Annotated in this window: 22 protein-coding genes; 12 read left to right on the forward strand and 10 right to left on the reverse strand. The window is 73.4% G+C overall.

All coding sequences use genetic code 11. The annotated features are described in order from the left end of the window. Positions 1-38 precede the first annotated feature (38 nt). The 6 genes from BU197_RS13940 (at position 39) to BU197_RS13965 (ending at position 7,275) form a co-directional block, all read left to right on the forward strand. On the forward strand, positions 39-875 hold the full coding sequence (locus BU197_RS13940; RefSeq protein WP_188268577.1) for a DUF4097 family beta strand repeat-containing protein: 837 nt from the start codon (positions 39-41) through the stop codon (positions 873-875). A 749-nt stretch (positions 876-1,624) separates the two neighbouring features. After that, on the forward strand, positions 1,625-2,644 hold the full coding sequence (locus BU197_RS13945) for an ATP-binding cassette domain-containing protein (RefSeq protein WP_188268578.1): 1,020 nt from the start codon (positions 1,625-1,627) through the stop codon (positions 2,642-2,644). Beyond that, on the forward strand, positions 2,641-3,444 hold the full coding sequence (locus BU197_RS13950; RefSeq protein WP_188268579.1) for an ABC transporter permease: 804 nt from the start codon (positions 2,641-2,643) through the stop codon (positions 3,442-3,444). The genes BU197_RS13945 and BU197_RS13950 overlap by 4 nt, the downstream gene beginning before the upstream one ends. Positions 3,445-3,689: 245 nt before the next feature. Further along, positions 3,690-4,487, forward strand: coding sequence for a molybdate ABC transporter substrate-binding protein (gene modA / locus BU197_RS13955; protein WP_188268742.1), 798 nt, complete (start codon positions 3,690-3,692; stop codon positions 4,485-4,487). Between the two features lie 124 nt (positions 4,488-4,611). Beyond that, positions 4,612-6,543 (forward strand): ABC transporter permease, encoded by a 1,932-nt coding sequence (locus BU197_RS13960; protein WP_188268580.1) that lies wholly within the window; start codon positions 4,612-4,614, stop codon positions 6,541-6,543. 339 nt (positions 6,544-6,882) lie between these two features. After that, complete coding sequence (locus BU197_RS13965) at positions 6,883-7,275, forward strand: hypothetical protein (protein WP_188268581.1); 393 nt, start codon at positions 6,883-6,885, stop codon at positions 7,273-7,275. A gap of 40 nt (positions 7,276-7,315) precedes the next feature. Here the strand turns inward: BU197_RS13965 and BU197_RS13970 are convergent, their stop codons facing one another. Beyond that, a complete protein-coding gene (locus BU197_RS13970; RefSeq protein ID WP_188268582.1) occupies positions 7,316-7,762 on the reverse strand; it encodes an SRPBCC family protein in 447 nt (148 codons plus the stop codon). Between the two features lie 1,169 nt (positions 7,763-8,931). On the opposite strand from BU197_RS13970, the gene BU197_RS13975 reads away from it, so the two are divergent. Next, entirely contained in the window at positions 8,932-9,555 is a 624-nt protein-coding gene (locus tag BU197_RS13975; RefSeq protein ID WP_188268583.1) for a sigma-70 family RNA polymerase sigma factor, read from the forward strand. A 170-nt stretch (positions 9,556-9,725) separates the two neighbouring features. Here the strand turns inward: BU197_RS13975 and BU197_RS13980 are convergent, their stop codons facing one another. Continuing rightward, positions 9,726-10,358 carry a GNAT family N-acetyltransferase gene (locus BU197_RS13980; RefSeq protein ID WP_188268584.1) on the reverse strand — a complete coding sequence of 211 codons (633 nt, stop codon included), beginning with the start codon at positions 10,356-10,358 and terminating at the stop codon, positions 9,726-9,728. 149 nt (positions 10,359-10,507) lie between these two features. Beyond that, positions 10,508-11,377 carry a PhzF family phenazine biosynthesis protein gene (locus BU197_RS13985; protein ID WP_188268585.1) on the reverse strand — a complete coding sequence of 290 codons (870 nt, stop codon included), beginning with the start codon at positions 11,375-11,377 and terminating at the stop codon, positions 10,508-10,510. A 97-nt stretch (positions 11,378-11,474) separates the two neighbouring features. Here BU197_RS13985 and BU197_RS13990 point away from each other — a divergent pair, with 97 nt between their 5' ends. After that, positions 11,475-12,905, forward strand: a complete 1,431-nt coding sequence (locus BU197_RS13990) for a PLP-dependent aminotransferase family protein (protein ID WP_188268586.1) — start codon at positions 11,475-11,477, stop codon at positions 12,903-12,905. A gap of 263 nt (positions 12,906-13,168) precedes the next feature. After that, positions 13,169-14,449 carry a radical SAM protein gene (locus tag BU197_RS13995; protein WP_188268743.1) on the forward strand — a complete coding sequence of 427 codons (1,281 nt, stop codon included), beginning with the start codon at positions 13,169-13,171 and terminating at the stop codon, positions 14,447-14,449. A gap of 58 nt (positions 14,450-14,507) precedes the next feature. On the opposite strand, the gene BU197_RS14000 is transcribed toward BU197_RS13995, so the two are convergent. The 5 genes from BU197_RS14000 to BU197_RS14020 all read right to left on the reverse strand — a co-directional run bounded on the left by BU197_RS14000 (position 14,508) and on the right by BU197_RS14020 (position 20,126). Further along, positions 14,508-14,690 carry a cold-shock protein gene (locus BU197_RS14000; protein WP_317452054.1) on the reverse strand — a complete coding sequence of 61 codons (183 nt, stop codon included), beginning with the start codon at positions 14,688-14,690 and terminating at the stop codon, positions 14,508-14,510. Between the two features lie 214 nt (positions 14,691-14,904). Beyond that, entirely contained in the window at positions 14,905-15,654 is a 750-nt protein-coding gene (locus BU197_RS14005) for a DJ-1/PfpI family protein (protein ID WP_188268588.1), read from the reverse strand. A 181-nt stretch (positions 15,655-15,835) separates the two neighbouring features. Beyond that, a complete protein-coding gene (locus tag BU197_RS14010) occupies positions 15,836-17,497 on the reverse strand; it encodes an amidohydrolase (protein ID WP_188268589.1) in 1,662 nt (553 codons plus the stop codon). Between the two features lie 71 nt (positions 17,498-17,568). After that, a complete protein-coding gene (locus BU197_RS14015) occupies positions 17,569-18,855 on the reverse strand; it encodes an amidohydrolase (RefSeq protein ID WP_188268590.1) in 1,287 nt (428 codons plus the stop codon). After that, complete coding sequence (locus tag BU197_RS14020; RefSeq protein WP_317452055.1) at positions 18,852-20,126, reverse strand: MFS transporter; 1,275 nt, start codon at positions 20,124-20,126, stop codon at positions 18,852-18,854. Before BU197_RS14020 ends, BU197_RS14015 begins: the two co-directional genes overlap by 4 nt. A gap of 85 nt (positions 20,127-20,211) precedes the next feature. On the opposite strand from BU197_RS14020, the gene BU197_RS14025 reads away from it, so the two are divergent. Continuing rightward, positions 20,212-21,282 carry an Lrp/AsnC family transcriptional regulator gene (locus BU197_RS14025; RefSeq protein ID WP_188268592.1) on the forward strand — a complete coding sequence of 357 codons (1,071 nt, stop codon included), beginning with the start codon at positions 20,212-20,214 and terminating at the stop codon, positions 21,280-21,282. Between the two features lie 296 nt (positions 21,283-21,578). Here the strand turns inward: BU197_RS14025 and BU197_RS14030 are convergent, their stop codons facing one another. Both BU197_RS14030 and BU197_RS14035 read right to left on the reverse strand, forming a co-directional pair. After that, the gene (locus BU197_RS14030; protein WP_317452056.1) at positions 21,579-22,649 is read right to left on the reverse strand and encodes a LysR family transcriptional regulator; all 1,071 of its coding nucleotides are present in this window, start codon (positions 22,647-22,649) and stop codon (positions 21,579-21,581) included. An 88-nt stretch (positions 22,650-22,737) separates the two neighbouring features. Continuing rightward, positions 22,738-23,286 carry a carboxymuconolactone decarboxylase family protein gene (locus BU197_RS14035; protein WP_223182622.1) on the reverse strand — a complete coding sequence of 183 codons (549 nt, stop codon included), beginning with the start codon at positions 23,284-23,286 and terminating at the stop codon, positions 22,738-22,740. A 145-nt stretch (positions 23,287-23,431) separates the two neighbouring features. Between BU197_RS14035 and BU197_RS14040 the strand changes: the two genes are divergently transcribed. After that, positions 23,432-24,028 (forward strand): TetR/AcrR family transcriptional regulator, encoded by a 597-nt coding sequence (locus BU197_RS14040; RefSeq protein WP_188268595.1) that lies wholly within the window; start codon positions 23,432-23,434, stop codon positions 24,026-24,028. A 186-nt stretch (positions 24,029-24,214) separates the two neighbouring features. Beyond that, positions 24,215-25,456 carry an MFS transporter gene (locus BU197_RS14045; RefSeq protein WP_188268596.1) on the forward strand — a complete coding sequence of 414 codons (1,242 nt, stop codon included), beginning with the start codon at positions 24,215-24,217 and terminating at the stop codon, positions 25,454-25,456. Positions 25,457-25,587 lie beyond the last annotated feature (131 nt).

A 25,587-nucleotide genomic window follows, 5' to 3' on the forward strand; every position in this document is an offset into this window, starting at 1 on the left:
GGCACCTCACCTTCACTCATCCAAGGGACGGCACCGTCATGCCTACTTTCGACACTCCCGAGCCCCTCTCCGCCACCGTCGAGATCGGGATCGGCAGGATCCGGGTCATCGCGGGCGAGCGCACCGACACCGTGGTCGACGTGGCACCGAGCGACCCCGCGAGGAAGCTGGACATCCAGGCAGCCGAGGAGACCAAGGTCACCTGCACGGGCCGCGAACTCCTCGTCAAGGGCCCCCGGAAGCGCCCCCCGTTCGGCAAGTACGGGCTGATCGACGTCACCGTCCACCTGCCCGCCGGGTCGGACCTGACCGGCACCTCGGGTCTGGGCGACCTGATCGCGGAGGGCCGGTTCGGCGACTGCCGGCTCACGACCGCCACCGGTCACATCCATCTGGAGGAGGCCGCGAGCGTACGGCTGAAGACCCCGCACGGCGACATCATGGTGGACGGCGTCGCGGGCGAGGCCGACATCCAGGGCTCGGGCCGGGTCCGGGTCGGCCGGATCGGCGGCGACGCCACGGTCAAGAACCTCAACGGCGAGACCGTCATCGGCGAGATCACCGGCGAGCTGCGGGTGAACTCGTCGAACGGCCCCATCACCGTCATCCGCGCGGAGTCCTCGGTCACCGCCAAGACGGCCAGTGGCGCCATCCGCGTCGACGAGGTGGTCCGAGGCAAGATCACCCTGGACTCCTCCGTGGGCGGTCTCGAGGTCGGCATCGCCGAGGGAACGGCGGCCTGGCTCGACGTCCGCTCCAAGATGGGCCGCGTCCGCAACGAACTGGGACCGGCGGACGGCCCGGGGCAGTCCACCGAGACGGCCGAGGTCCGGGGCCGCACGAGCGTGGGCGACATCGTGATCCGCCGGGCCTGAAGGCCGACTTGCACGGGCCTGAGAGGCCGACTTGAAGCGATGATCCGATGACCTTGGTGGCCTTGATGGCCTCGATGGCCCTGGTGTCCCTGGTGGCCTGCCCGGCCTGGTGGCCCGATGACCTGACGCCCTCAAGGGCCTGACGGCCAGGGGGCTGGTGACCTGGTGGGCCCAGTAGTCCCACAGCCCGGTGACCCAACGACCTCGCGACCCGATGACCTGGCGACCTGGCGACCTGGCGACCTGGCGACCTGATGGGGCCCAGCGGTCCAGCAGCCCGGTGACCTGGTGGGCCCAGCGGTCCAACAGCCCGGCAGCCTGGTGGCCGAGGTCCTGATACTCCGTATCCCCTGTCGAGCCGCATGGCTCCCGCCTGATCCGACGGCCCCCGCCGATCGACCTTGCCGCGTGCCCCGTGGGCTTCCTGACCCCTGACGGCCCGCGCCCCCGCGCCCTTCGCCGCACCCGGCATGAGACCCGGCGCGGCACGCCCAGCCCATTCCGGCGCGCCCGGCACGGCCCGGCCCGGTACCGCGACAGCGCCCCGCCCGAGCCCACCGCTCCGGCCGGGGCCACCGCTCCGGCCAGGGCCCGCCGGGCCCCCCTTTCCACTCCCCCCTTCACGAGCCCGCACCGCCCCACCCCGCGCCCCCGTACCCCGTACCCCGTACCCCGTACCCCGCACCGGCGGCCACTCCGGCGTACGTACGCACTCCCGCACGTTCACCCCTCCGAAAGGGCCCGCACTCATGAATTCCGTGTCCACGGCGGCCACCGCCACCCGTGCCGTCGCGATCTCCGCGCGCGGACTGCGCAAGTCGTACGGCGACAAGGTGGTGCTGGACGGCATCGACCTGCGGATCCCCGAGGGCACCGTCTTCGCCCTCCTCGGCCCCAACGGGGCGGGCAAGACCACCACGGTGGAGATCCTCTCCACCCTGATCGCGCCCGACGCGGGCGAAGTCCGCGTCGGCGGCCACGACATGACGAAGGACCCCGGCGCAGTACGTCGACTCATCGGCGTCACCGGGCAGTTCGCTGCGGTTGACGGTCTCCTGACCGCAGAGGAGAACCTGCTCCTCATGGCCGACCTGCACCATCTCCCGCGCGCCGAAGGCCGACGGCGCGCGGCCGGGCTCCTGGAGCGGTTCGAACTGACCGAGGCCGCCCGGACGAACGTCGCGGCCTTCTCCGGCGGCATGCGCCGCAAGCTCGACCTGGCGATGACCCTGGTCGGCGACCCCCGGATCATCTTTCTCGACGAGCCGACCACCGGTCTCGACCCGCGCAGCCGCCGGGTGATGTGGGAGCTGATCCGGAACCTGGTCACGGAGCAGGGCGTGACCATCTTCCTCACCACGCAGTATCTGGAGGAGGCCGACCAACTGGCCGACCACATCGCGGTACTCGACCACGGAGGGATCGTCGCCCAGGGCACCGCAAGGGAGTTGAAGCGACTGATCCCGGGCGGCCATGTCCTCCTCCGGTTCGCCGACGAGGCCCGGCTCTCCGCAGCCGCCGGAATCTTCGGCGTCGCCACCCGCGACGACGAGTCGCTGACCCTCCAGATCCCCGGCGACGGATCGATCGCGGGGCTCCGCGCCGTCCTGGACGTCCTCGACACCACCGGGGTCGAGGCCGAGTCGCTCACCGTGCACACGCCGGACCTCGACGACGTCTTCCTCACGCTCACCGGCCACGCCCGGCCCGCCCCCGCCGTGCACGCCGTACCCACCGTTCCCAGCGCTTCGAAGGAGTCGGACCGATGAGCACCACCGTCCCGGCGCGAGCCGCCACCCGCTCGTACGCCCTGCGCGACGCGATGACGATGCTGCGCCGCAACCTCCGGCACATGCAGCGCTATCCGTCGATGACGATCTCGATCATCGTGATGCCCCTGCTGATGCTGCTCCTCTTCGTGTACGTCTTCGGCGGCGCGATCGGCGACGGCATCGCGGTGGGCGGCGACTACGTCGACTACCTGGTGCCCGGCATCATCGTGATGTCCGCGACCTCGGGCGCCGTCGCGACGGCGGTGTCCGTGTGCAGCGACATGACGGAAGGGATCGTGAAGCGCTTCCGTACGATGTCGATCTCCCGGGGCGCGATCCTCACCGGCCATGTCCTCGGCAGCGTCATCCAGGTCGCGGCGGTCCTCGTCCTGGTCACCGGCGTGGCCCTCGCGATCGGCTTCCGCCCTTCGGCGACCCCCGTCGAATGGCTCGCGGCCCTCGGTCTGCTCCTCTTCCTGGCCTTCGGCATGGCCTGGCTGTCCGCCGCGATGGGCATGGGCGCCAAGACGGTCGAATCCGCGAGCAACGCCCCGCTCCCGCTGACGTTCCTGCCGTTCCTGGGCAGCGCGGTCGTCACCCCGGACTCCATGCCGACGGCCCTGCGCTGGTTCGCCGAGTACCAGCCCTTCACCTCGATCAACGAGACCCTGCGCGGACTGCTCCTGGGCACGGAAATCGGCACCGACGGCATCACCGCCCTGGCCTGGTGCACGGGCCTCACCCTCCTCGGCTACTTCTGGTCCCGCGCGGCCTTCCGACGCGAGACGGCGCGCTGAGACCCCGGGCACCGCGTACGGGTGGGCTCCGTCCGGCACCACGTCGGGCGGAACCCACCCGTACGCCGGGCCCGCACCCCTCCCTCCCCTCCCTCCCCTCCCTCATTCCCTCTCATTCACCAGGGCGACCGCCCTGGGCTTCTTGCAGATAAGAGCCTTATCCGCCTACGGTGTCGCACATGCGAAGGTCGGGGGAGTGCGCCCCGGCGCGTGCCTCCTCCCTCGTCCCCAAGGAGTCGACCCCCATGTCCCTCGCCCCGGCCGGACGCCGTACCGCCGCCGCCGTTCTGACCGCCGCCCTCCTCGTCCCGCTCGCCGCCTGCGGGAACGACGACGCCAAGGACGACAGCACGAAGGGCACCACCGGCTCCGCGCCCAAGGCGCAGCTCACGGTGCTCGCGGCGGCTTCCCTCACCGATGTGTTCGAGACCGCCGGGGCCGCCTACGAGAAGTCCCACCCCGGCACGAAGATCACTTTCTCCTTCGCCGGCTCCCAGGAACTCGTCGCGCAGATCGCCCAGGGCTCCCCCGCCGACGCCCTGGTCACCGCCGACACCAAGAGCATGGACAAGGTCAAGGCCGACACCGGCACCCCGACGGTCATCGCCAGGAACCGGCTCGTCATCGCCACCGCCAAGGGCAACCCGTTCAAGGTCGACGCACTGAAGGACCTCGCCGACACCAAGCTCAAGGTCGTCCTCGCCGCGCCCGAGGTCCCTGCGGGCAAGTACAGCCGGAAGATCCTCGACGCCCAGCACATCGCCGTGAAACCGGTCTCCGAGGAGCCCAGCGTCCGCGCCGTCCTCAGCAAGGTCGAGCTGGGCGAAGCCGACGCCGGTCTCGTCTACGAGACCGACGCCGAGAGCGCCAAGGACAAGGTCGACGCCGTCGCGATCCCCGACGCACAGAACGCCGTCGCCGAGTACCCCGCCGCCACCGTCAAGGAATCCGCGCACGCCGAGGCGGCCGCCGCCTTCGTCGCCTGGCTCTCCTCGCCCGAGGCGCAGAAGATCCTCCAGGACGCGGGCTTCCAGAAGCCGTGACCCGAGGGCCGGTCCGGTCCGATGCCGGAGGCGGTACGGGAACCCGGCGCCCCCATCTGGTTCCCTGCCTCCTGCGGGCCTCCCGCAGGACCGACCCTCCCTCCCTACCTCTCCGGGGCAGCAGATGAAACGACCAGGCGTCCGCCGTACGCCCGGAGCCCGCCCGCCCGTCGCGCTCGTCGTGCCCGCGCTCCTCGCCGTGGCGTTCCTCGCCCTGCCCCTGGTCGGCGTCCTCGTACGGACCCGGTGGGCCGAACTCGCCGGTCACCTCGGCTCCCCCGCCACCGTCGAAGCGCTACGGCTCTCCCTCCTGGTGTCCTTCTGGGCCCTGGGGCTCTCGCTGCTGCTCGGCGTCCCCCTCGCCTGGCTGCTCGCCCGCGTGTCCTTCCCCGGCAAGGCGCTCGTCCGCTCCCTGATCCTGCTCCCCATGGTGCTGCCGCCGACGGTCGGCGGCGTGGCACTGCTGCTCGCCTTCGGACGGCGCGGCCTCCTCGGCCCCTGGCTGGAACGCACCTTCGGCGTCACCCTGCCCTTCCACACCTCAGGCGCCGTCGTCGCCGCCACCTTCGTCGCCATGCCGTTCCTGGTCATCAGCCTGGAAGGCGCCCTGGGCGGACTGCGGCCCCGCTACGAGGAGACGGCCGCCTCCCTAGGCGCCTCCCCCGTACGCGTGTTCCTCACCGTCACCCTGCCCATGGTCGCCCCGGGACTCGCCGCGGGCGCGGCCCTCACCTGGGCGCGCGCGCTCGGCGAGTTCGGCGCCACCATCACCTTCGCCGGGAACCTGCCCGGGACCACCCAGACCCTGCCCCTACGGGTCTATCTGCTGCTCCAGGAGGAACCGGAGGCCGCCACCTCCGTCTCCCTGCTGCTCCTCGCCATCGCGATGGGCGTCCTGATCGCACTCCGGGGGCGCTGGACCGGCACCCCGGTCACCCGCCGCGCCCGGCCCGCACCCGAGGGCCCACCGGACGGGCCCGCGCCCGAGCCGGGGAGCGTCGGCGCGGTGCCGGAGGACCGGCGCTGGGCACTGCACGCGGAGGTCGGCGGCTTCACCCGGCTCGTCCTGGACGCCGAACCCGGCACCACGATCGCCGTCGTCGGCCCCAACGGCGCGGGCAAGACCACCCTGCTGCGCGCCCTCCTCGGGCTCACCCCCCGGGCCCACGCCACGCTCCGGCTCGGCGACACCGACGTCACCGCCCTGCCCCCGTACCGCAGACACGTCGCCTGGGTGCCGCAGGACGGCGCGCTCTTCCCGCATCTGAGCGCCCTCGCCAACACCGCGTACGGGCTGCGGGCGCAGGGCGTCGGACGGGCCGAGGCCCGCCGGGAGGCCCGGACCTGGCTCGACCGGCTCGGCGTCGGCCATCTGGCGCACCGCCGCCCCTCGCAGCTCTCCGGCGGCCAGGCCCAACGCGTCGCCCTGGCACGGGCGCTGGCCGCCCGGCCCCGGCTGCTGCTCCTGGACGAACCGCTCGCCGCGCTCGACCAGACGACCCGTGCCCGCGTACGGCACACCCTGCGCACGCACCTGGCCGGGTTCGGCGGCGTCTGCCTCATCGTCACCCACGACCCGGTGGAAGCGGTGTCCCTCGCCCAGCGCGTGCTGGTGCTCGACGAGGGGCGCGCCGTCCAGGACGACTCGCCCGCCGAGGTCACCCGGCACCCCCGGTCGCCGTGGGTGGCCCGGATGCTGGGCCGCAACGCCTGGCCGGGCACGGCGACCCCGGAGGGGCTCGCGCTCGACGGGGGCGGCACGCTGGTCGCGGCGGAGCCGCCGCCCGCCGGGACCCCGGCCCTGGCGATCGTCGCGCCGGAGGCGGTAGCCCTCCACCGGGAGCGGCCCGGCGGCAGCCCCCGCAACGTCTGGCCCGGCACCGTACGGGAGATCACCGCCGGCGGCAGCAGGCTGCGGGTCCTCGTCAGCTCGGACCTGGCCCCCGATCTGGTCGCCGAGATCACCCCGCAGGCGGCGGCGGAACTCGGCCTCGCCGACGGTGTGCCTGTGTGGACCAGCGTGAAGGCGACCGAGACGACGATCGTGCCGCTGTGATCCCGTAGGCCCGCGCCCCCGCACGCCTCTGGTCCGTATGCCTCTCGGCCCGTGTGTCTCTCATCCCGTAGGCCTCTCGGCCCGTGCGTCTCTTCCCGTAGGCCTGTCATCCCGTGTGTACGGGGCTCCGTGTGTACCTGCTTCCGGGCGTACGCGGCCCCGTACGCCCGTGGTTCCGGGCGTACCCGGCCCCGTGCGCCTGCGGTTCCGTACGTCGGCGCTCCCGTGTGCCCCGGGTCGGCACCGGCCGCCAGGAGGCCGGACACCGTGGGGCGAACCGGGCGGTCCGTGGGCGCGCCACGGCGGCTCCTGCGATGAGATGACGTATCGATAGGTTGCATGACTCACGCCTGCGAGCCCACCCCTCCGCCCTCCCCCGTCTCCCCCACCGTCTCTCCCGTCCCCAGCGACGTGTTCGTCCCGCACGGGGAGTCGCCCGAAGTCGCGTCGCTGGTCACGCCGTATCTGCGGATCATCCGTACGGTGCTGCCCCCGGCCGAGGCGGAACGGTTCTTCGTCCGGGCGCTAGCGGCGCACGAGGAGGAACGGAGACGGGCGGGCTCGCCCCAGCTGGGGTTCAGCGCCTATCTCTGGGACGGCCTCGGGGGCTCGTGGGGCGGCTCGCTGGCACAGATCTCGGCCTGGGAGTCCATGCAGGCGATCCGGCACCTCGTCCGCAAGGCACCCCGCGCGGACCTCGCCGCCTACCTCCGCCTCGGTCTGCGGCCTTGAGGCCCGTCTTGTGGGTCGTGCCGGGCTCACGGCGCAGGGGTCAGCCCCGGGGCTGACGGGTCCAGGGGTCAGGGCCGGGGTCGGCTCCCTCGGCGCGGGAGGCGAGCCGGTCCACGTAGTGCTGCCAGCTCTCGGCGTGCGCCTCGCAGGCTTCCGGGGTGGGCAGACCGCTGTGGACCAGCCGGAGCAGGGTGCCGTCCGGGGCGGGCGCGAGGGTGATCTCCACCGTGCTGCCGCCGGGTGGCACCGCCACGGGGCCCGACTCCCAGCCCCAGCTGAAGGCGATCCGCCGGGGCGGTTCGACGGCGGTGAAATCGCCGGAGGCGACGGCGTCACCGGGGAGCCGGACGCGGTAGGAGCCGCCGGGGGCGAAGGAGAAGACACCGTCCTCCCCCATCCAGGACAGCCACTTCACCCGGTCGGCGAGGAACCCGAAGACTGTCTCGGGAGGGGCCTCGATCCGCCGTTCCAGGGTGACGGTGTCCATGGGCGTCGGGGGTGCGGGGTGTGCGGGGTGTGCTGGAGGCGCTGAAGGCGTGGGCGGAGCCGGAGGTTCCGGGGGCGTGGGGAGTGACGGGGGCGTGGGGGGCGTCGGGGGCGTTGTCATCGGGTCTCTCGTTTCCGGCTGTACGGGTCCCTCGGCCGAGCCTCTCACCTTCGCGGGCCGGCCGCCGGGCCGCGCGCGGCCCGGCGGAGGAGTCGTACGGACCCGTCGGGAACTCCACGGCCGGTCCGTACGACTCCCTCGGGGAGAGTGCGAGGATGGGCGCGCCATGAGACCAGGCAGGTGTTCCCGAACGGCGCGTGCCGCGCTGTTCGGGAGCGTCTGCGTGCTGCTCGCGGCCACCGGGCACATCCTGATGTCGGGGCGCCCGGTGCCGGTCCCGGCGCTCGTGACGGCCTTCGCGGCGGTCACGGCGGGCGGCTGGTCCCTCGGCGGACGCGAGCGCGGACGGCTCGCCGTGACCACCGCCTCCGTCGCCTTCCAGTCGGCGCTGCACGCGTTCTTCTCCTGGGCCCAGTCGGCGGCGGACCGCCGATTACCGGCGGCCCTCGGGATGCCCTCCGGGGACGCGGGCTCCCCGGGCATGGCCGGGATGCCGGGCATGAGCCCCATGGATCACATGAGCCACGTGGGCCACATGGGCCACATGGGCCACATGGGCCACATGAAGGCCATGAGTGCCCCGAGTCCCACAGGTTCCATGAGCGCCATGGATCACCTGGCTCACCTGGGCCATATGGGCCACATGGCCGCCATGAACTCCTCCACCCCCCTCAGCCCCTCGGACCCCTCAGGCGCCTCCCACCCCATGGGCCACGCAGGTCTCCTGGGCACCGCCGTCGCCACATTCGGCATGCCGGTCGCCCATCTGCTCGCCGCCCTGCTCGCCGGGGTGTGGCTGGCCTACGGCGAGCGGGCCTTCTTCCGGCTGCTGCGGGCCGCCCCCGCCCGGCTGTCCCGCCCGCTGCGGCTGCTTTTCGCGGCCCGGCCCGTGACCGGCGTACCGGGTGTGCGGCCGGTCCGGCCGGGGTACGCGCGCGTGCCCCGGCGTCTGCTCCTCGCCCGTACGGTTCCCACCCGTGGTCCTCCCGGTCTGACGGCTCCTCCCCGATCCGTCAGAACTCCGCCAGGACCCGTGAGGACATGCGGCGATGACTCCTGCCCACTCCACCCTTGCCCACCCGACCCCCGTGAAGCCGCGCACGCGCGCGGCGCGCACCACCCGGCCCACAGCCCTGAGCGACGCCGTGGCGACCCGGCTCGCGCTGGCCGCGCGGGACGGCGAACCCGCCCGCACCGAGCTGTTCGTCCGTGCCCTGCACCCCGACGTACGGCGTTATGTGGCCCATCTGAGCGCCGACCGTCAGGCGGCCGACGATCTCACCCAGGAGGTGTTCCTGCGCGCGTTGATCGCGCTGCCCCGTTTCGAGGGGCGTTCCTCCGCCCGCACCTGGCTGCTCTCCATCGCCCGCCGGACGGTGGTGGACAGCCTGCGGCACGCGGCGGCCCGGCCCCGGCTCTCCGACCGGGACGACTGGCAGACGGCCGCGGAGCGGACACAGCCCCGGGGGCTGCCCGGCTTCGAGGACGGCGTCGCACTCGCCGAGCTGCTCGCGGCGATCCCGGCCGACCGCCGGGAGGCCTTCGTCCTGACCCGGCTTTCCGGTCTCTCGTACGAGGAGGCGGCGCGGGCCCTCGGCTGCCCGGTCGGGACGATACGGTCCCGGGTCTCCCGTGCCCGCGCCTCGCTGGTCACGCTGCTCGCGGAGGGATAGCCCCTCGCCTCCGGGCGGACCCCGCCGCGCGGGAGGCCTCCGCGCGGCGGGGTCCGCCCGGAAGCCGGCGGGCCGCGGGACCACCGCCCGGGTCCCGCAGCCCGCGCCCGAGCGGCCACGGCGGTTTCCGGGCGGACCCCACGGCCCGCCGGCCGACGGCGCGGCGGCGGTCAGCGGGCGTCCTCCGGGCCGGGAGCCGCGCCCCGACGCCACATGGTGGTGACGACGTGACCGGTGGCGACGACGACCTCGTCCAGGGCGGTGAAGCCGAGACGCTCGTACCGCCGCAGGTTCGCCGGGTTGGACGACTCCAGGTAGGCGGGGGCACCGAGGGCGTCGATGCGGTCGAGGCTCCGGGCCAGCAGGGTCATGCCGAGGCCCTTGCCCCGGTGGAGGTCGTGAACGCCGAGGAGGGTGAGGTAGAAGTGCGGCTGCCTCGGTCGCGCGGCCGCGAACCGGTCGCCCATCGTCAGAACGGCCTCGGCCACGTCCTGTCCGGCGGTCCTGCGCAGGAGGTGCCCGAGGTCACGCGCTTCCTCGGGCGTCAGTTCCTCTCCGCCCGGCGGAATCCACACGGCCGCGGCCTCGGCGTTCTCGCTGACGAGCAGCCAGTGGTAGCGCAGGGCCGACCTCGCGAACAGCCGCCACATGGCCGAGGCCTGGACGGCGCGCCGCTCGGTGTCGGGAAAGACCGGGCCCCACAGCGGGTCGTGGAAGAAGGCCGTGGTCAGGGTGCGGACGACCGCGTCGATGTCCGCGGCCGTGGCGGCGCGCGGGGAGTCGGGGCGTTGCGTGGTGGTCATCCGTGGGTCCGTTCCGGAAGGGTGGGTGTGGCGTCGGTGGCGGCAGGCCCGGGGGCCGATGCCGACAGGCTCCGTGAGGTCGGTGAGGCGCACGGCGGTACGCGTCCGGTCGGCTGTGCGGAGGGGAGAGCCGGGCCCGGTGGTGGTCCTCACTCGGGGAGGGTGTCCAGGGTTCCCCGGGCGACCATGGTCACGTCGCCGCCCACCCGGATGTCGCGCAGGTCGTCGGGGGTTCCCTGTGGAAGGACGCTGATTCGGCTCGGGCGGCCGGTGAAGCGTCCCTGCCGCAGCACGAACTCCTCCTCGACGGGCACGACGCGGTGCCTGGCCAGGTACGCGCCCACGCAGCCGGCCGCGCTGCCGGTCGCGACGTCCTCCAGGACGCCGTCGTTGTTCCAGTGGCGGCCTTCCAGGGCCTCGACGTCGACCACGTACGCGAACTGCGCTCCGTACCTCGCGATCAGTTCCGCGAAGTCCTCGCGGACGATCCTCGCCTCCGCCAGCCCCGCGGTCACCGGGACGACGAGGTAGCGCAGGCCGGTGGAGACGACGCTCAGGGGGAGGTCGGCGAGTGCCCGGCCGGGCAGGTTCAGGGCCTCGGCGATCTCCGGCCGGTCCCGCTCCGGGACGATCGCGAGGAACTCCGGCTCGCCCTGGTCCAGTTCCGCGTGGTACCCGGTGGCGGTGCGCCGGGTGGTCACCTCGACGCTCCGGCCGGTCAGCCGGAAGGTCCGGCGCAGCGGTCCGGGGCGGCCGTCGCGCTCGTGCAGGACGGCGGCGGCGCCCAGGACCGGGTGCCCGGCGAAGTCGAGTTCCCCGAAGAGGTCGAAGACCCGGGCGGTGACGTCCGTCGTCCCGTCCCCGGCGCTCAGGAAGATCGTCTCGAAGTGCCGGAGTTCCCGGGTGATCGCCAGCATCCGCGCGGTGGACAGGCCCGGATTCCCGGGGAAGACGGCGAGGCTGTTGCCGGTGAACGCCTTGTCCGCGAACACGTCGACATGCCGATAACTCAAGGTCATGTGGTTTCCAGGGCGGCTGTGGTGGTGCGGGGTGACGGTTCGACGCTAGGCGGGACCGGCCGTCCCGTCATGATCCAATCCAGCTAGAGTGGCCCAGGTGAACAGCGCTGTGCGGCACGTCCCGGCGTCGTGGTTCCCCCGTCTGCTCGGCGACTGGCGCGGCGGTGAAGGTCCCCTCGCCCGGCGCCTGGCCGTCGCCGTGGAGAAGGCCGTCCACGACGGCCGGCTGCCGCTGGGGGCGCGGCTTCCCGCCGAGCGCCTCCTCGCCGGTGAACTCGGGATCGCCAGAGGCACCGTGACGGCGTGCTATCGCATCCTGCGGGGCGAGGGGCTGATCACCACCCGGACCGGTTCGGGCAGCACGGTCTCCCTGCCGCCCCGGCTGCGGGACCGTCTCTCGCCGTGGGCGGGCGACCGGGGCCTGGCGGGCAGGGGCGGCGCGGCGCTCGACCTGACCGTCGCGGAGCCCGCGGCGCCGTTCGACGCACTCCTGCGGGCGGTGCGCGCGGCGGCGGAGACCCTGCCCGCCGCGCTGTCGCCCGGCACCGCCGACGGCGCAGGGGCGTCGGCGCTGCGGACCTTCATCGCCGACGCCTACCGCGCCCGGGGGCTCCCGACCCTCGCGGAGAACCTCCTTCTGACCAGCGGCGCCGACGCCGCGCTGAGCCTGCTCGCCGCGGCGTATCTGCGGCAGAACAGCAGGGTCGTCGTGGACTCCCCCACCTACCCCGGCGCGCTCGCCACGTTCCGCGCCGCCGGAGCCAGGCTCGTCGCGCAGCCCCTCGGCCCCACCGGCTGGGACGTTGCCGCCCTCGACCGCACTCTGCGGGCGGTCCGGCCGTCCCTGACCTATCTGGTCCCCGACTTCCACAATCCCACCGGTCTGCTGATGGGCGAGGACGAGCGCGGGGAACTCCGGCACCGCCTGCGCGACCACGACACCCTGGCCGTCTTCGACGAGACCATGCGGGAGATCGACCTGCGCCCGCCGCCCGCTCCGCCGCCCCGTCCCGTCACGCGTACCGATGTCCGCAACGTCGTGTACGTGGGCTCCCTCGGCAAGTCGCTGTGGCCGGGCCTTCGCGTGGGATGGATTCGCGCCCACCCCGACGTCGTCCGCCGGCTGGCGGCGCTCCCGCTCGCGGCCGCCCTCGCGCCCTCGCCGTTGGACCGGCTCGTCGCGACCCGGCTCGTGGACAGCCTGGAGGACGTCCTCGGCCGCCGTCGCGCCCAGTTGCGCGAGCAGCGCGACCACCTGGTCTCCCGCCTGTCCGCGCTGCCGTGGTGCCGCTTCCCGACCCCGCAGGGCGGTCTGTCCCTGTGGCTCGAACTCCCCGGCGTCGACTCCGGCCGGCTGGCCGCGCTCGCCGCCGCGCGCGGGCTCTCCCTCACACCGGGCTTCCACTTCTCCCCCGACGGCGCCCTGGACCACTACCTGCGCCTCCCGTTCACCCTCCCGCCCAAGGCGCTCGACGCGGCGGTCGACCGGCTCGTCGAGGCCCATGCCGCCTTGGCGGACACTCCCTGACCAGGCCGCGCGTGCCCCGGGGCGGAGGGTGTTCCGGGGTGGGGCGTGCGCCGGGGGGGGAGTGCACTCCGGGGTGGAGGTGCTCCGGGGTGGAGGTGCTCCGGGGTGGAGGTGCTCCGGGGAGGGCGCGCTCCGGGGGGCCCGCCCGGCCGTCCGGTGGTACGCGCGCGTAGCGTGGGGTTTCGTCGGCTTCTTCCCTCACCACTGGAGATCCGCCTGTGTCCAGCGCCGCCCCGACCCGTACCGCCCTCGTCGAATCCCTCATGGAGCGCCTCCCCGGCGTGCCGCCCGAGGCGGTCGTCAAGGAGGACCTGCTGCGCGGCGGGCTCGCCTTCGACCCGTCCGCGCTGAGCGGCGGCGAGGGGGGCGACGTGAAGCCGAAGTCGTACTTCATCTTCTCCTTCGACCACCGCACGCTGCCGGAACTCGGGGAGGCGGCGCTGAACCGGCCGCCGGAGGAGATCGTGCTGACCGGCGGCCCGTACGGGCTGCGGCGCACGGTGGTGTCGGTGCGGGTCAACCCCTCCTCGCCGTATCGGGTGGCGCCGGACGGCGACGGAGCCCTCGCGCTGTTCCTCGACGGGGTGCGGATCGCGGACGTCGGTCTGCCGCCGATGCCGGAGTACTACCGGCACCCGCTGTCCAACGGGAAGTCCGTGATGGAGGTCGCCCCCACCATTCAGTGGGGTTATCTGATCTACCTCACGGTGTTCCGGGTCTGTCAGTACTTCGGCGCCAAGGAGGAGTGCCAGTACTGCGACATCAACCACAACTGGCGCCAGCACAAGGCGGCGGGCCGCCCGTACACCGGGGTGAAGCCGGTCGACGAGGTCCTGGAGGCCCTGGAGATCATCGACCGGCACGACACCGCGCGGGCGTCGACGGCGTACACCCTCACGGGCGGGGCGGTCACCTCGCGCGTGGGCGGGAAGGACGAGGCCGACTTCTACGGGCAGTACGCGCGCGCGATCGAGGAGCGCTTCCCCGGCCGCTGGATCGGCAAGGTCGTGGCCCAGGCACTGCCGAAGGCCGACGTCCAGCGCTTCCACGACTACGGCATCCGGATCTACCACCCGAACTACGAGGTCTGGGACCGGCGCCTGTTCGAGCTGTACTGCCCCGGCAAGGAGCGGTACATCGGCCGGGACGAGTGGCACCGGCGCATCCTGGACTCGGCGGAGGTCTTCGGGCCGCGCAACGTCATCCCGAACTTCGTCGCGGGCGTCGAGATGGCCCGCCCCTCCGGCTTCCTGACCGTGGACGAGGCCATCGCCTCCACCCGGGAGGGCCTGCGGTTCTTCATGTCGCGGGGGATCACGCCCCGGTTCACCACCTGGTGCCCGGAGCCGACGACCCCGCTGGGCCGCGAGAACCCGGACGGCGCCCCGCTCGAATACCACCTGCGGCTCCTCGACGCGTACACCGAGACCCTCGCCGAGTACGGGCTGACCGCGCCGCCCGGATACGGTCCCGCGGGCCCCGGGCGGGCTGTGTTCTCCGTCAGCTCCTTCATGGACGCGCTGCCCCCGGCTCCCGGCGAGTGACGGAGCCGGAGTGGGGTACGCCCGTGGTCCGGGGGTCCTGAAGGCCCCGGACCACGGCTCAGGGGCGGATCTCCCTCGCCTCGAAGCGGCCCGCGCCGAGGACGAGGACGAAGGTGACCTGCTGGCCCTCGGAGAGCGAGCGGTCGCCGCCCTCGATGTCCTCGGCGCGGAAGTAGACCTGTTCCCCCGACCCCACGGGGATGACGAACCCGTATCCGCCGGCGCGGTTGAAGGAATGCACGAACCCTTTGCTTCTGCCTTCCACGGCGGCCTCCTGCTCCCGTGTCCGTGACCGTGCCCGCGTACGGCCTCCGCGCAGCCCCCGTACTGTCTTCGCGTGGATTTCGTACGCATCTCCTAGGAGATGTACCCCGTCCGGAGGCGGTTCGCCCGTCGGGAGGCGCGATACGGCACCGGGCGGTCAGCCGGTGGTCAGCCGGGCGCTCGGGAGTCGGTCAGGCGGCCGTCCAGACCGTGCCCCTGGCCTCGTACTCCAGCATGGCTTCCAGGCTGTTCGCCACGCCCGCGCCGAACTCGCGCCGGGCCAGCCAGAGGGCCAGTTCCAGACCGGAGGTGACGCCGCCGGCGGTCACCAGATCGCCGTCGTCGACCACCCGCGCGCCCTTCAGAAGACCGCCCTGGGCCTCCAGATCGGGGCGGGCCTTGTGGTGGGTCGTACAGGGACGGCCACGGGTGATCCCGGCGGCGGAGAGCAGCATCACCCCGGTGCACAGGGCTCCGATGGTCAGCCCCGGGCGGACGGCCGCCGCGAGGGCGCGGGGCAGCACGCCCCGGTCGATCTCCGCCCACACGCCGGGGTCGTCACGGCGGGCGTAGCCGCCGCCGGGGACCACGAGGAGGTCGGCCTTGTGCGGGGCCCAGGGGTGGACGACGCGCACCTTGGTCCCGTAGGCGGCGGTGATCGTGCGGGGCCCGTCGACGGTGACCTGGTGGACCTCCACCGGGCGCCCGGCGAAGAACTTGGCGGCGGAGAGCACCTCGTAGGGGGCGGCGAAGTCGATCTCCTCGACGCCGTCGAAGAGGACGAGGTGGATACGGAAGGGGCGGTCCGCCGCGGGCGCGGCCGAAGCGGCGGCGGTCTCGGCGGCGGTCCGCGCGGCGGCGGGTGCGGTCGTGGTGACGCCCGCGAGGGCCCCGGTGGCGCCGAGGGCGGTGGTGGCGCGGAGCAGGTTGCGGCGGTCCATGGTTCTCCCCGTGAAGGTGGACGGGACCAAAGTCTCGGTCCCGTCCAGGGAGTCGGACGCACCCGCCCGAAGGTTCCCGGGAATCCCGACAGGCCTACCGGGAACGGTGATTGACGAGGCGTCAGTCAGTCACCGTTCCCGCCGGATCGCCCCGCCCTCCCTCGTCCGACCTCATCCGCCCTCATCCGCCCCAGGTGAGACGGCCGCCCAGATACGTGGCCGTGACCCGGGCCTCCTCCGGGAGGCGCTCGGGCGGGACGGTGTACGGGTCGCGGGCGAGGATCGTGAGGTCGGCGCGGAGTCCGGGGCGGAGCGAGCCGATCTCCTCGTCCAGGTGGAGCTGCCAGGCGGGGTGCGCGGTGACGGCGAGGAGCGCCTCGTCGAGGGTGAGGCGTTCCTCGGTGCCGTGGATCCGGCCGCTGGCGGGGGTGGCGCGGGTGAGGGCGGTGGCGACCGAGGAGAGCGGGTCGGTCGGGGAGCAGACGCCGTCGTTGTGGAGCGAGACGCGGTGGCCGGCGTCCCAGGCGGAGCGGACGGCCATCCAGCGGGCGGCGACCTCGGGGCCGAAGAGGTCGTCCTCCAGGACATCGCCCCACCAGCGCAGATGGTCCATGAACAGGCTGACGGTGGCGCCGAGTCCGGCGGCCCTGCGGTACTGGTCGGGGGTGACCGCCCCGCAGTGCTCCATGCGGGGGCGCAGGGCGCGGAAGGAATCCGGGTCGGCGGCGGCGGCCCGCGCGTAGGCGTCGAGGACGGCTTCGAAGGTGACGTCCCCGTGGACGTGACAGGCCACCGGGTAGCCCTGGGCGACGAACGCCTCGGTGAGTCCGGCGAGTTGGTCGGGGGTGTAGTTCTGGGGGGCGTGGTTGCAGCGGCCGGGTCCCATCGCGCGGGTGGCGGGGGTGTCCAGGTAGGGGAAGCTGGTGGAGACCGTGCCTTCCCAGGCGGTGCCCTCGGCCCACAGTTTCATGCCGGAGATGCCGAACAGCTCCTCGGCCGGGGCGTGTCCGGCGAAGCGGCGGCCGGGGTCGGCGGCGAGCGCGGGGGTGCCCATGAGATACGAGCGGACGCGGACGGCGGCGTCGGGGCGGGCCGCCGCGTCGCGGAGCGCGGGGAGGAAGGAGGGTTCCGTGGCGAGGTCGGCGACGGTGGTGATGCCGACCCTGGCGTGTTCGGCGTACGCCCAGCGGAGGGCGGCGGCCAGCCGGTCGGGTTTGAGCCGGTCCCCGACGACCACCCACAGCATGGCCTCGACGGCGGCGCTTTCGAGTGCTTCGCCGGTGGGTTCGCCGTGCGCGTCGCGGACGAACCGGGCACCCGCCGGGTCGGGGGTGTCCCGGGTGATCCCGGCGGCGCGCAGGGCGGCCGAGTTGCCCCAGGCTGCGTGGCCGCTGTTGGTGACGAGGATGAGGGGCGCGTCGGGGCGGAGCGCGTCGAGCGCCTCCCGGGTCGGCGGGGTCAGATCGCGCTGGAGCAGGAGGTCGACGCCGTAGGCGCAGACGGGTTCGCCGGGTGCGGCGGCGGCGATGGCCGCGCGGACGCGTTCCATGACGAGGGCGCCGGTGGGGACGGTGAAGGGGCGGACGTCGACGGCGGGCGGGGCGACGGCGAGGGCGAGCATGACGGGGTGCCCGTGGGCCTCGACGAAGCCGGGCAGGAGGGCCCGCCCCGCCAGGTCGACGACCTCGGTCGTACGGCCCCGCAGGCGCAGGATCTCGTCGCGGGTGCCGACGGCGGTGATCCGTCCGTCGCGGACGGCGAGGGCTTCGGCGCGGGGGCGGGCGGGGTCCATGGTGAGGACGGGTCCGCCGGTGAAGACGAGGTCGGGGGTGTCGTCAGGCACCGGGGGTCTCCTTCGCGAGCCGGGAAGTGGTGTCGGGCACCGGGGTCTCCTTCGTACGCCGGAAAGTGGTGTCAGGCACCCGGGGTCTCCTTCGTGAGCCAGGGGGCCGCCGCCGCGAGCAGGGCGGTCACGCCGAGGGGGATGGTGGGGCCGGGCACGGGGGCGAAGTGCGGGGAGTGGTTGGAGGGGACGGTGTCGGGGAGGCCGTTCTCCAGGAGGGTGGCGAGGCCGATGCCCTCGTACAGGGCGGGGTCGGCGCCGCCGAAGTGCCAGAAGACGGAGGGGACGCCGAGCGCGGTGCCGAAGACGCCGAAGTCCTCGCTGCCGGTGATGGCCTGGGGCAGGGTGAAGACCTGGCCCTCGCCCAGGGTCCCGGCGAGTGCCCGCTGGACGACGGCGGTGGCGCCCGGCTCGTTCACGGTGACCGGGAAGGAGTGGATGGGGGCGAACTCGGGCTCCTTGGGGGCGCCGGAGGCGGCGGCTTCGGCGCGGACGATCCGCTCGATGGCGGCGAGGACCCGGTCGCGTACCGCCGGGGTGGTCGACCTGATGTTGATCTTCAGTTCGGCGGTGTCCGGGATGATGTTCTCCTTGGTCCCGGCGTGCAGCGAGCCGACGGTGACGACCGCCGTCTGCGAGGCGCCGATCTCCCGGGAGACCACGGTCTGGAGCCGCATCACGACGGCGGCGGCCATCACGATGGGGTCGATGGCGGTCTCGGGGGTCGAACCGTGGCCGCCGCGCCCGAAGAGGGTCACCCGGAGGCTGTCGGAGGCTGCCATCACGGCGCCCGGCCGGGTGGCGAGGAAGCCGACGGGGGCGGGGGCGACATGCTGGGCCAGGCAGATCTCGGCGCGGGGGAAGCGGTCGAGGAAGCCGTCCTCGATCATGGCGGGGGCGCCGCCGACCTCTTCGGCGGGCTGGAAGACGGCGACGACGGTGCCGTGCCAGGCGTCCTGGTGGGCGGCGAGCTGTCCGGTGGCGCCGAGCAGACAGGTGACGTGCATGTCGTGCCCGCAGGCGTGCATGACGGGGACGTCGTTGCCGTCGCGGTCGGTGCCCCGCGCTGTGGAGGCGTACGGCAGGCCGGTCTTCTCCTCCACCGGCAGGGCGTCCATGTCGGCGCGGAGCAGGACGACGGGTCCCGGGCCGTTGGCGAGGACGCCGACGACGCCGGTGCGGCCGACGCCCTCGGTGACCTCCCAGCCCTGGGCGCGCAGCCGCTCGGCGACGACGCCCGCGGTACGGAACTCCTGGAACGACAGCTCGGGATGGGCGTGCAAGTCCTCGTACAGAGCACGCAGTTCGGGCAGTCGGGCGTCGAGTCCGGCGAGCAGCGGGGTGGCGGCGGTGGTCATGCGGCGGGTTCCTTTGCGGTGCGGGTGGTGCGGGCGGTGCGGTTCGCGGCGGCGCGGAAGGCGTCGGCGTCCTGCGGGGTGAGACAGGCCATGACGGCGGCGATCACCGCGCCGAGGACGAGGAAGCCGAAGGCGAACTGGAAGGAGAAGGCGTCGGCGAGGGCGCCCATGACGGGCGGCGCGATCATGCCGGCCACCTGGCCGCCGAGGATGATGACGGCGGTGCCGATGCCCACGCTCTCGGGGGCGAGTCCGGAGAGGGGGACGGCGAAGACCGGCATGTAGGAGAGGGAGGCGGCGAAGACGGCGAGGAAGCCGAAGACGACGAAGCCGGTCAGGGAGGGCGTGTTCACCATCAGGAGCAGGGCGATCGCGGCGACGCTCATGCCGGGGACGATGATCACGCGGTGCCGGCCGCCGAGCCGGTCGGCGAGCCGTCCGCCGAGGACGGTGGCGACGGCGGCTCCGAGGGCGGGGATGGCGAGGAGGGCCCCGGCGGAGGCCAGGGAGACCCCGTGCTCCTCGCTCAGATACGAGGGGACCCAGGTGTTGAGGCCCCAGATGATGGTGTTGTAGCCGAACATGATGAGGGCGAAGCGCCACAGGACGCCCGTGCGCAGCAGGGTGCGCAGCGGGGGGCGGGACGCGGCGGCGCCCTCGGTGCGGGGCAGCGGGTCCGGGAGTCGTCCGCGTACGGCGAAGAGGACGAAGACGCCGAGGGCGGCGGAGGACCAGAAGGCCGAGCGCCAGCCGAAGGCGGCGATGAGCGGGGCCATGATGAGCGGGGTGAGGACGGCGGCGATGGCGTTGGAGCTCATCACCAGGCCGTTGGCGCTGCTGCGCTCCTCCGTCCGGGTGCGTTCGGCGAGGACCTTCATGGCGGCGGGCGGGAAGATGCCCTCGGCGACGCCGAACGCGAAGCGGAGGGCGAGGAGGACCGCGAAGGACCAGGCGAAGCCGGTGAGGGCGGTGAAGACCGACCAGGCGAAGAGGGCCCACAGGGTCACCCGTCGGCCGCCGAACCGGTCGGCGAGCATGCCGCCGGGGATCTGGCAGAGCGCGTAGGCGAGGAAGAAGGCGGAGACGACCAGACCCTGCCGGGTGCGGTCGATGTCGAACTCGGCGCCGATGGACGGCAGCACCAGGTTGATCACCAGCCGGTCCGCGTAGTCGACCAGCCAGGCCGCGAAGAGCAGGACGACCGTGAGCCGGACGGTCCTGCGGTGCGCGGAAGGCACCTCGGGGGACGCCGGAAGGGTCGGAGCAGGCACGGCACTCCTCTCGCCACTGGCCGGAACTGGTGCTTCGGCCGGAAGTGCCCCTACGATCCGGTTTGTGAGCGAGCAACCCCCTGCAATGCCGGAAAGCATCTTCGAAGCGGCTGTGTCGCCGGATTCCCGCACGGGAGGCTCCGACGCGGCCTTCTCGGAGCTGGATCTCGCGCTGGTCGACGCTCTTCAGGCCGCGCCCCGGGCGCCGTGGACGCGGATCGGGCAGGCGCTCGGGGTGAACCCGACGACGGCCGCCCGGCGTTTCGAGCGGCTGCGGGCCGAGGGGCTCGCCTGGGTCACCGCGTACGACGCGGCGAAGACGGCCACGGTCGGCTATGTGGAGGTGCGGTGCCGCCCGCGCGCCTTCGACCGGGTGAACTCGGCGCTCACCGCGCTGCCGTGGGTGTTCAGCGTCGACGAGACGGCCGGGGACTTCGACCTCTTCCTCTCCGTCGCCGCCCCCGACCTGCCCTCCCTGGGGCGCGCGGTGCACACCGGGATCGGCGGGCTGCGCGGCGTCCGCTCCACCCGGACCCGGCTGGGCATGACGCTGTACGGGGAGGGGCGCGACTGGCGGATGCGGGCGATGAACCCGGCCGAGCGGGCCGGGCTCGGCGGGGCGGGGGCCGCGCAGCCGAGGCCGTACAGCACGCATCTGCACGCCCGGCCCTCGCGCGAGGACCAGGCGCTCGTGGCCGCGCTGGGCGCCGACGGGCGGCTGGGCTACGGGGAGCTGGGCGCGCTCACCGGGATGAGCGAGCACACCGCGCGGCGGCGGCTCCAGCGGTTGATCCGCGACGGGGACATCACCCTGCGCTGCGATCTGGCGCATCTGCTGGCGGGGCTCTCGACGATGGTGATCTACCGGGCGTCGGTGCCGCACGCCCTCCTGGAGCAGACGGGCAACGCGCTGGCCCGGCACGAGCAGGTACGCATGTGCGTGTCGGTGAGCGGCCCGCACAATCTGCTGGTCTCGGTCTGGCTGCCCGGTTTCGGCGCGGTGGACCCCTTCGAGGCGCAGCTCGCCGAGCGTTTCCCGGCCCTTGAGGTACGGGACCGGACGGTGGTCCTGCGCTCCCCCAAGCGCATGGGCTGGCTCCTCGACGAGCACGGACGGGCCACCGGCCGGGTCGCACCGGGGCTGCCCGCCGGGTGAGGGCCGGGACCGGGGCGCCGGGACCGGGGCCGGGGCCGCCCGTCGGCCGGGGACCGGGACGGGGACCGGGGCCAGGCCCGGGGTCTGGGGCTGAGGGTCTGGCCGGGATGCGCCCGGTCGCGCGGGCCGCGCGGGGAGATGAAAGGCGCCACGGCGCGCCGCCGCTCCTGGAAAGGGCCCGGACGGGGGGTGGATGCCGGGGGAGCGGCGATGCGCTGTGGCGCCGGTCTGGGGGTGGGAACGGTGCCGGGTCGGCGCCCGTTCCCACGGGGGTGTCACGAGGTGATGCGGGGGGGTTACGAGGCGATGCTCGGGTCCGGGTCGAGGGCGGGTCCTTCGAGGACGTCGACCGTGCCGGTGGGGGTGGCGGGCTCACCGGGGCGGAGGGCGCAGCCGAGCGCGGTGGCCTGACGCAGGGTCTCCGTCAGGTTCTGCCAGTCCAGGGCCGGGCGGGTGTCGGGGCGGGCGTGGACGAGCGAGGCGTTCCACCGCATCCGGGGTACGCCGGGCAGCGGGCGGAGCCCACCGGCCTCCTGGTGGGAGGCGGCGAGGGCCATCGGGAGCATGGCGCAGCCCAGACCGGACTGGGTGGCGGCGCGTACTCCGGCCATGGAGCCCAGCTCGTGGATCTCGGGGGGACTGTCGCAGCGCAGGCGCAGGAACTCGGGCAGCCAGCGCTGCGAGGGACAGTCGGGGTCGGCGATGACGACCTGCCGGCCGAGTCCGCCGCGCCGGGTGCCGACGCTGGTGACGGGCACGAACTCGACTTCCTGGAGGCGAATCTCCGTCAGGTCGTCGGCGCGTTCGGTGGGCGTCGGGTCCCCTAAAAAGACCGCCGGGTCCTCCTCGTCGACCACGGTGAGGACCAGCGCCCCGTCGATCGCTCCGGAACGGAAGGCGTCGTGGACCTCGGCGGTGCCCATGACCCGCAGGGCGAGCTGGACGCCGGAGAGCAGCCGCCGTCCGATGTGGGTGACCCGGGCGAGCTGCTGCCCGTACGCCAGGGCGGGGACGATGCCCACGGTCAGCCGGGGTGGATTGGCCGCGGGGCGGCGCAGTGCGGCCTCCATGTCGGAGACCAGGGTGAGGATCTGACGCGCGTAGTCGCACAGGACGGTTCCGGCATGGGTGAGCCGGACGCCGTTGGGGAGCCGTTCGAAGACGGGCTCTCCCACCTGCCTCTCCAGGGCACGCATCTGTGCCGTGACGCTGGACTGCGAATATCCGAGGCGTCGCGCCGCCTGGGTGAACGACCCGGTCAGGGTCACCTCTCGGAAGGTTCTCAGGGTTCTTGCGTCGATGTCCACGTGAATTCCCCCCTGCCGCGCCAGACGGCAGTTCCTCGCCCCGGATGGTTGGTCGTCCACCCGCTTCGATCGCCCCAGTCGGTCACATCAAGCCGCAGGGGTGCCGGACGCCGCCTCGCGCCCGGCACCCCTGCTCGGCGCGAAGACTCTACTCGGCGAGGTGGGCCGGGACCAACGGAAAGTCCAAGTCCGGCTGCGCAACGTGATTGAAGAAGTTCGACAGCACGTTGAGCGCGACGTGGCCGACGACCTCCGCGATCTCCGCGTCGGTCACTCCGGCGGCGCGGGCCTCGGCCAGGGACTCGTCCGTGACACGGCCGCTGGTCTCCATGACGGCGCCCGTGAAGCGGAGCACCTGGTCCATGTGCGGGTCGCCCGCGTCACCGCCGCGGCGGGTGTCGAGCAGCTCCTGCTCGCTCAGGCCGACCTTGCCGCCGCGCAGGGTGTGCGCGGAGACGCAGTAGGTGCAGTCGTTGCGCTGCGCGATGTAGAGCGCGAGCTGCTCGCGCTGGCGGGCGCTGAAGCTGCCGCCGACCAGAGCCTCGCGCATGGCGAGGTAACCGCGGAGCGCGGCGGGGCCGTTGGCGAGGGCGGCGTAGAGGTTGGGCAGCTTGCCGAGCTGCTTGAGGGTGCCTTCGAGCAGCTCGCGCTGCTCCTCGTTGGCGGTCTCGACGGTCAGTTGGGGCAGGCGGGACATGGAGCTCTCCTTGAGCCGAATCAAGATGGAACTGATCGGTACCAGCCAGACGGTACCGATCGGTTCCATCTTGCGCAACGGGAGGAGATCCCTCCGCTCGACGGGATGGGAATCGCCGATACGGAACCGAGTGGTACCGTCTGGTATGGCCACGAACGCGAAAGAACGACTCCTCAGCGCGGCGGAGCGTCTGTTCTACGAGGAGGGGATCCGGGCCGTGGGCATCGAGCGGATCCTGTCCGAGTCCGGAGTCGGCCGCGCCTCCTTCTACCGCCACTTCCCCAGCAAGGACGACGTGGTCGTCGAAGTACTCCGGCGGCGCGACGACATGTGGCGCGCCTGGCTCGACGGCCGGATCGCGGTCAGCGAGCGCTCCCCCGAGGAACTGCCCCTCGCGCTCTTCGACGGCCTCGCGGAACGGTTCGCGGCGGCCTCGTTCCGGGGCTGCGCGTTCATCAACACGATGGTGGAGACCGCCGACCCGGACAGCCCGGCGCACCAGGTCGCCGCCGAGCACAAGGAGAAGGTCATCGGGGTCCTCGACCGCCTCCTCACCGAAGGCGGCTACCACGACCACGAGGCGCTGGCCCGTCAGCTCGCCCTGCTCGGCGACGGCGCGATCGTGACCGCCGTCCGCGAGGGCACCCCGGAAGCGGCCGTCCGCGCCCGCACCGTCGCCGAGGTCCTCCTCCGCACGGCCGACCGCGAACCGGCCCGGATGGCCGGGGAGGGAAGGGGCTGAGAGGGCGTACGGAAGCGGGAGACCCGGGTCTTACGGGGCCGGGGCCGAGGTCTTGCGGGGTGGGAGTCCGGGCCCCACGAGGCGGGGTCCGAGCGCACGACGTGCGAGGTACACGGACCGGGCCGGGCACCTGCCGGGTCCCGCGCGACAACTGCCGGATCCGCGACCGCTGTTAGCCTGCGGCCCATGATCAAGGGCGGGGTGGCGGGCCGGATGGCGGGGGACAACGGGCCGGAGCGCGTGCTGATCGCCGCCAGTTTCGTCAACCGTGTCGGAAACGGTCTGTTCAACGCGGCGTCGGCGCTCTATTTCACCCTGGTCGTGGGCCTGCCCTCGGTGCAGGTCGGCGCCGCGCTCACCATCGCCGGAGTGATCGGCCTGGGCGCGGGGATACCAGGCGGGCATCTCGCCGACCGGCGAGGAGCCCGCACGATCATGATGTCGGCCCTCGCGGTCCAGGCGGTGTCGATGGCGACCCTCGTCCTCGTCGAGAGCTGGGCCGCGCTCACGGTCGTCGCGACGGTCGACCAGATCGCCGCGGCGGCCGGCGGGGCGGCGTGGGGCGCCCTCGTGGTCAGGGTCGGGGGCGAGCGCCCGGCCCGCTTCCGTGCCAGGCTGCGCACGTTCGTCAACCTGGGCGTCGTCCTGGGAACGGTGGGCGCGGGGCTGGCGCTGGCCGCGAACACCCGCGGCGCCTACGTCACGCTGATCCTCGGCAACGCGGCGAGCTTCGCCCTGTGCGCGGTGCTTCTGCTCCTGCTGCCCCGTTATCCGGTGCTGGCGGCGCCGCCTCGACAACGGCGCTGGCCGGTCTTCGCGGATCGTCCCTTCCTGGCGTTCACCGCCCTCTACGGGGCCATGGGACTTCAGTATCCGGTGGTCTCGCTGCTCCTGCCGATCTGGATCTCCGAGCACACCCAAGCGCCACGCTGGACGGTGGCCGCGCTGTTCGCCGTCAACTCCCTCTTCTGCGTGCTCACGCAGACCAGGATCGGCTCGCGCATCGAGACCCCGCACGACGGCGGCCGGGCGTTTCGCACAGCGGGGCTGCTCTTCCTCGTCAGCTGCCCGATGATGGCGCTGGCGGCGTACGCCCCCGTCTGGGCCGCGGTGGGGCTGGTCCTGGCCGCGATCTTCGTCCACAGCCTGGGAGAGGTCTGGGAATCATCGGCGTGCTTCGCCCTGGGCTTCGGTCTGGCCCCCGCCCACGCCCAGGGCCAGTACCAAGGCGTCCTCGGCCTCGGCTTCAGCGCGGGCCAGGCTCTCGCCCCCGCGATCCTCACCACGGTGGTCCTCGGACTCGGCACGACAGGCTGGCTGCTGCTGGCGTCGTTCTTCGCGGCACTGGGCGCCGTCGGCCCGTCCCTCGCCCGCTGGGGCATGCGGACCCGGCCGCGGCCGGGCATCGCGGCGGAAGCGACGGGATGACCGGCGCGTAGGCGTCAGGAAGAGGAACCGGCCGCGAGGCGGCGGGCTCCGGCCGTGGCCTCGGCATCGACTCGGGCCCCTGGAGAGCGAGACCGGGGCGCCCCGTGCCGCCCCGGCCTCGCCGCGTACCC

Source organism: Streptomyces sp. CBMA291, assembly GCF_014596525.1.
In the GTDB taxonomy this organism is placed as follows: domain Bacteria; phylum Actinomycetota; class Actinomycetes; order Streptomycetales; family Streptomycetaceae; genus Streptomyces.

Coding starts and splice junctions, on each gene's coding strand:
- BU197_RS13940 (WP_188268577.1), top strand. CDS start 39: ATGCCTACTTTCGACACTCCCGAGCCCCTCTCCGCCACCGTCGAGATC.
- BU197_RS13945 (WP_188268578.1), top strand. CDS start 1,625: ATGAATTCCGTGTCCACGGCGGCCACCGCCACCCGTGCCGTCGCGATC.
- BU197_RS13950 (WP_188268579.1), top strand. CDS start 2,641: ATGAGCACCACCGTCCCGGCGCGAGCCGCCACCCGCTCGTACGCCCTG.
- modA (WP_188268742.1), top strand. CDS start 3,690: ATGTCCCTCGCCCCGGCCGGACGCCGTACCGCCGCCGCCGTTCTGACC.
- BU197_RS13960 (WP_188268580.1), top strand. CDS start 4,612: ATGAAACGACCAGGCGTCCGCCGTACGCCCGGAGCCCGCCCGCCCGTC.
- BU197_RS13965 (WP_188268581.1), top strand. CDS start 6,883: ATGACTCACGCCTGCGAGCCCACCCCTCCGCCCTCCCCCGTCTCCCCC.
- BU197_RS13970 (WP_188268582.1), bottom strand. CDS start 7,762: ATGGACACCGTCACCCTGGAACGGCGGATCGAGGCCCCTCCCGAGACA.
- BU197_RS13975 (WP_188268583.1), top strand. CDS start 8,932: ATGACTCCTGCCCACTCCACCCTTGCCCACCCGACCCCCGTGAAGCCG.
- BU197_RS13980 (WP_188268584.1), bottom strand. CDS start 10,358: ATGACCACCACGCAACGCCCCGACTCCCCGCGCGCCGCCACGGCCGCG.
- BU197_RS13985 (WP_188268585.1), bottom strand. CDS start 11,377: ATGACCTTGAGTTATCGGCATGTCGACGTGTTCGCGGACAAGGCGTTC.
- BU197_RS13995 (WP_188268743.1), top strand. CDS start 13,169: ATGGAGCGCCTCCCCGGCGTGCCGCCCGAGGCGGTCGTCAAGGAGGAC.
- BU197_RS14005 (WP_188268588.1), bottom strand. CDS start 15,654: ATGGACCGCCGCAACCTGCTCCGCGCCACCACCGCCCTCGGCGCCACC.
- BU197_RS14015 (WP_188268590.1), bottom strand. CDS start 18,855: ATGACCACCGCCGCCACCCCGCTGCTCGCCGGACTCGACGCCCGACTG.
- BU197_RS14025 (WP_188268592.1), top strand. CDS start 20,212: ATGCCGGAAAGCATCTTCGAAGCGGCTGTGTCGCCGGATTCCCGCACG.
- BU197_RS14035 (WP_223182622.1), bottom strand. CDS start 23,286: ATGTCCCGCCTGCCCCAACTGACCGTCGAGACCGCCAACGAGGAGCAG.
- BU197_RS14040 (WP_188268595.1), top strand. CDS start 23,432: ATGGCCACGAACGCGAAAGAACGACTCCTCAGCGCGGCGGAGCGTCTG.
- BU197_RS14045 (WP_188268596.1), top strand. CDS start 24,215: ATGATCAAGGGCGGGGTGGCGGGCCGGATGGCGGGGGACAACGGGCCG.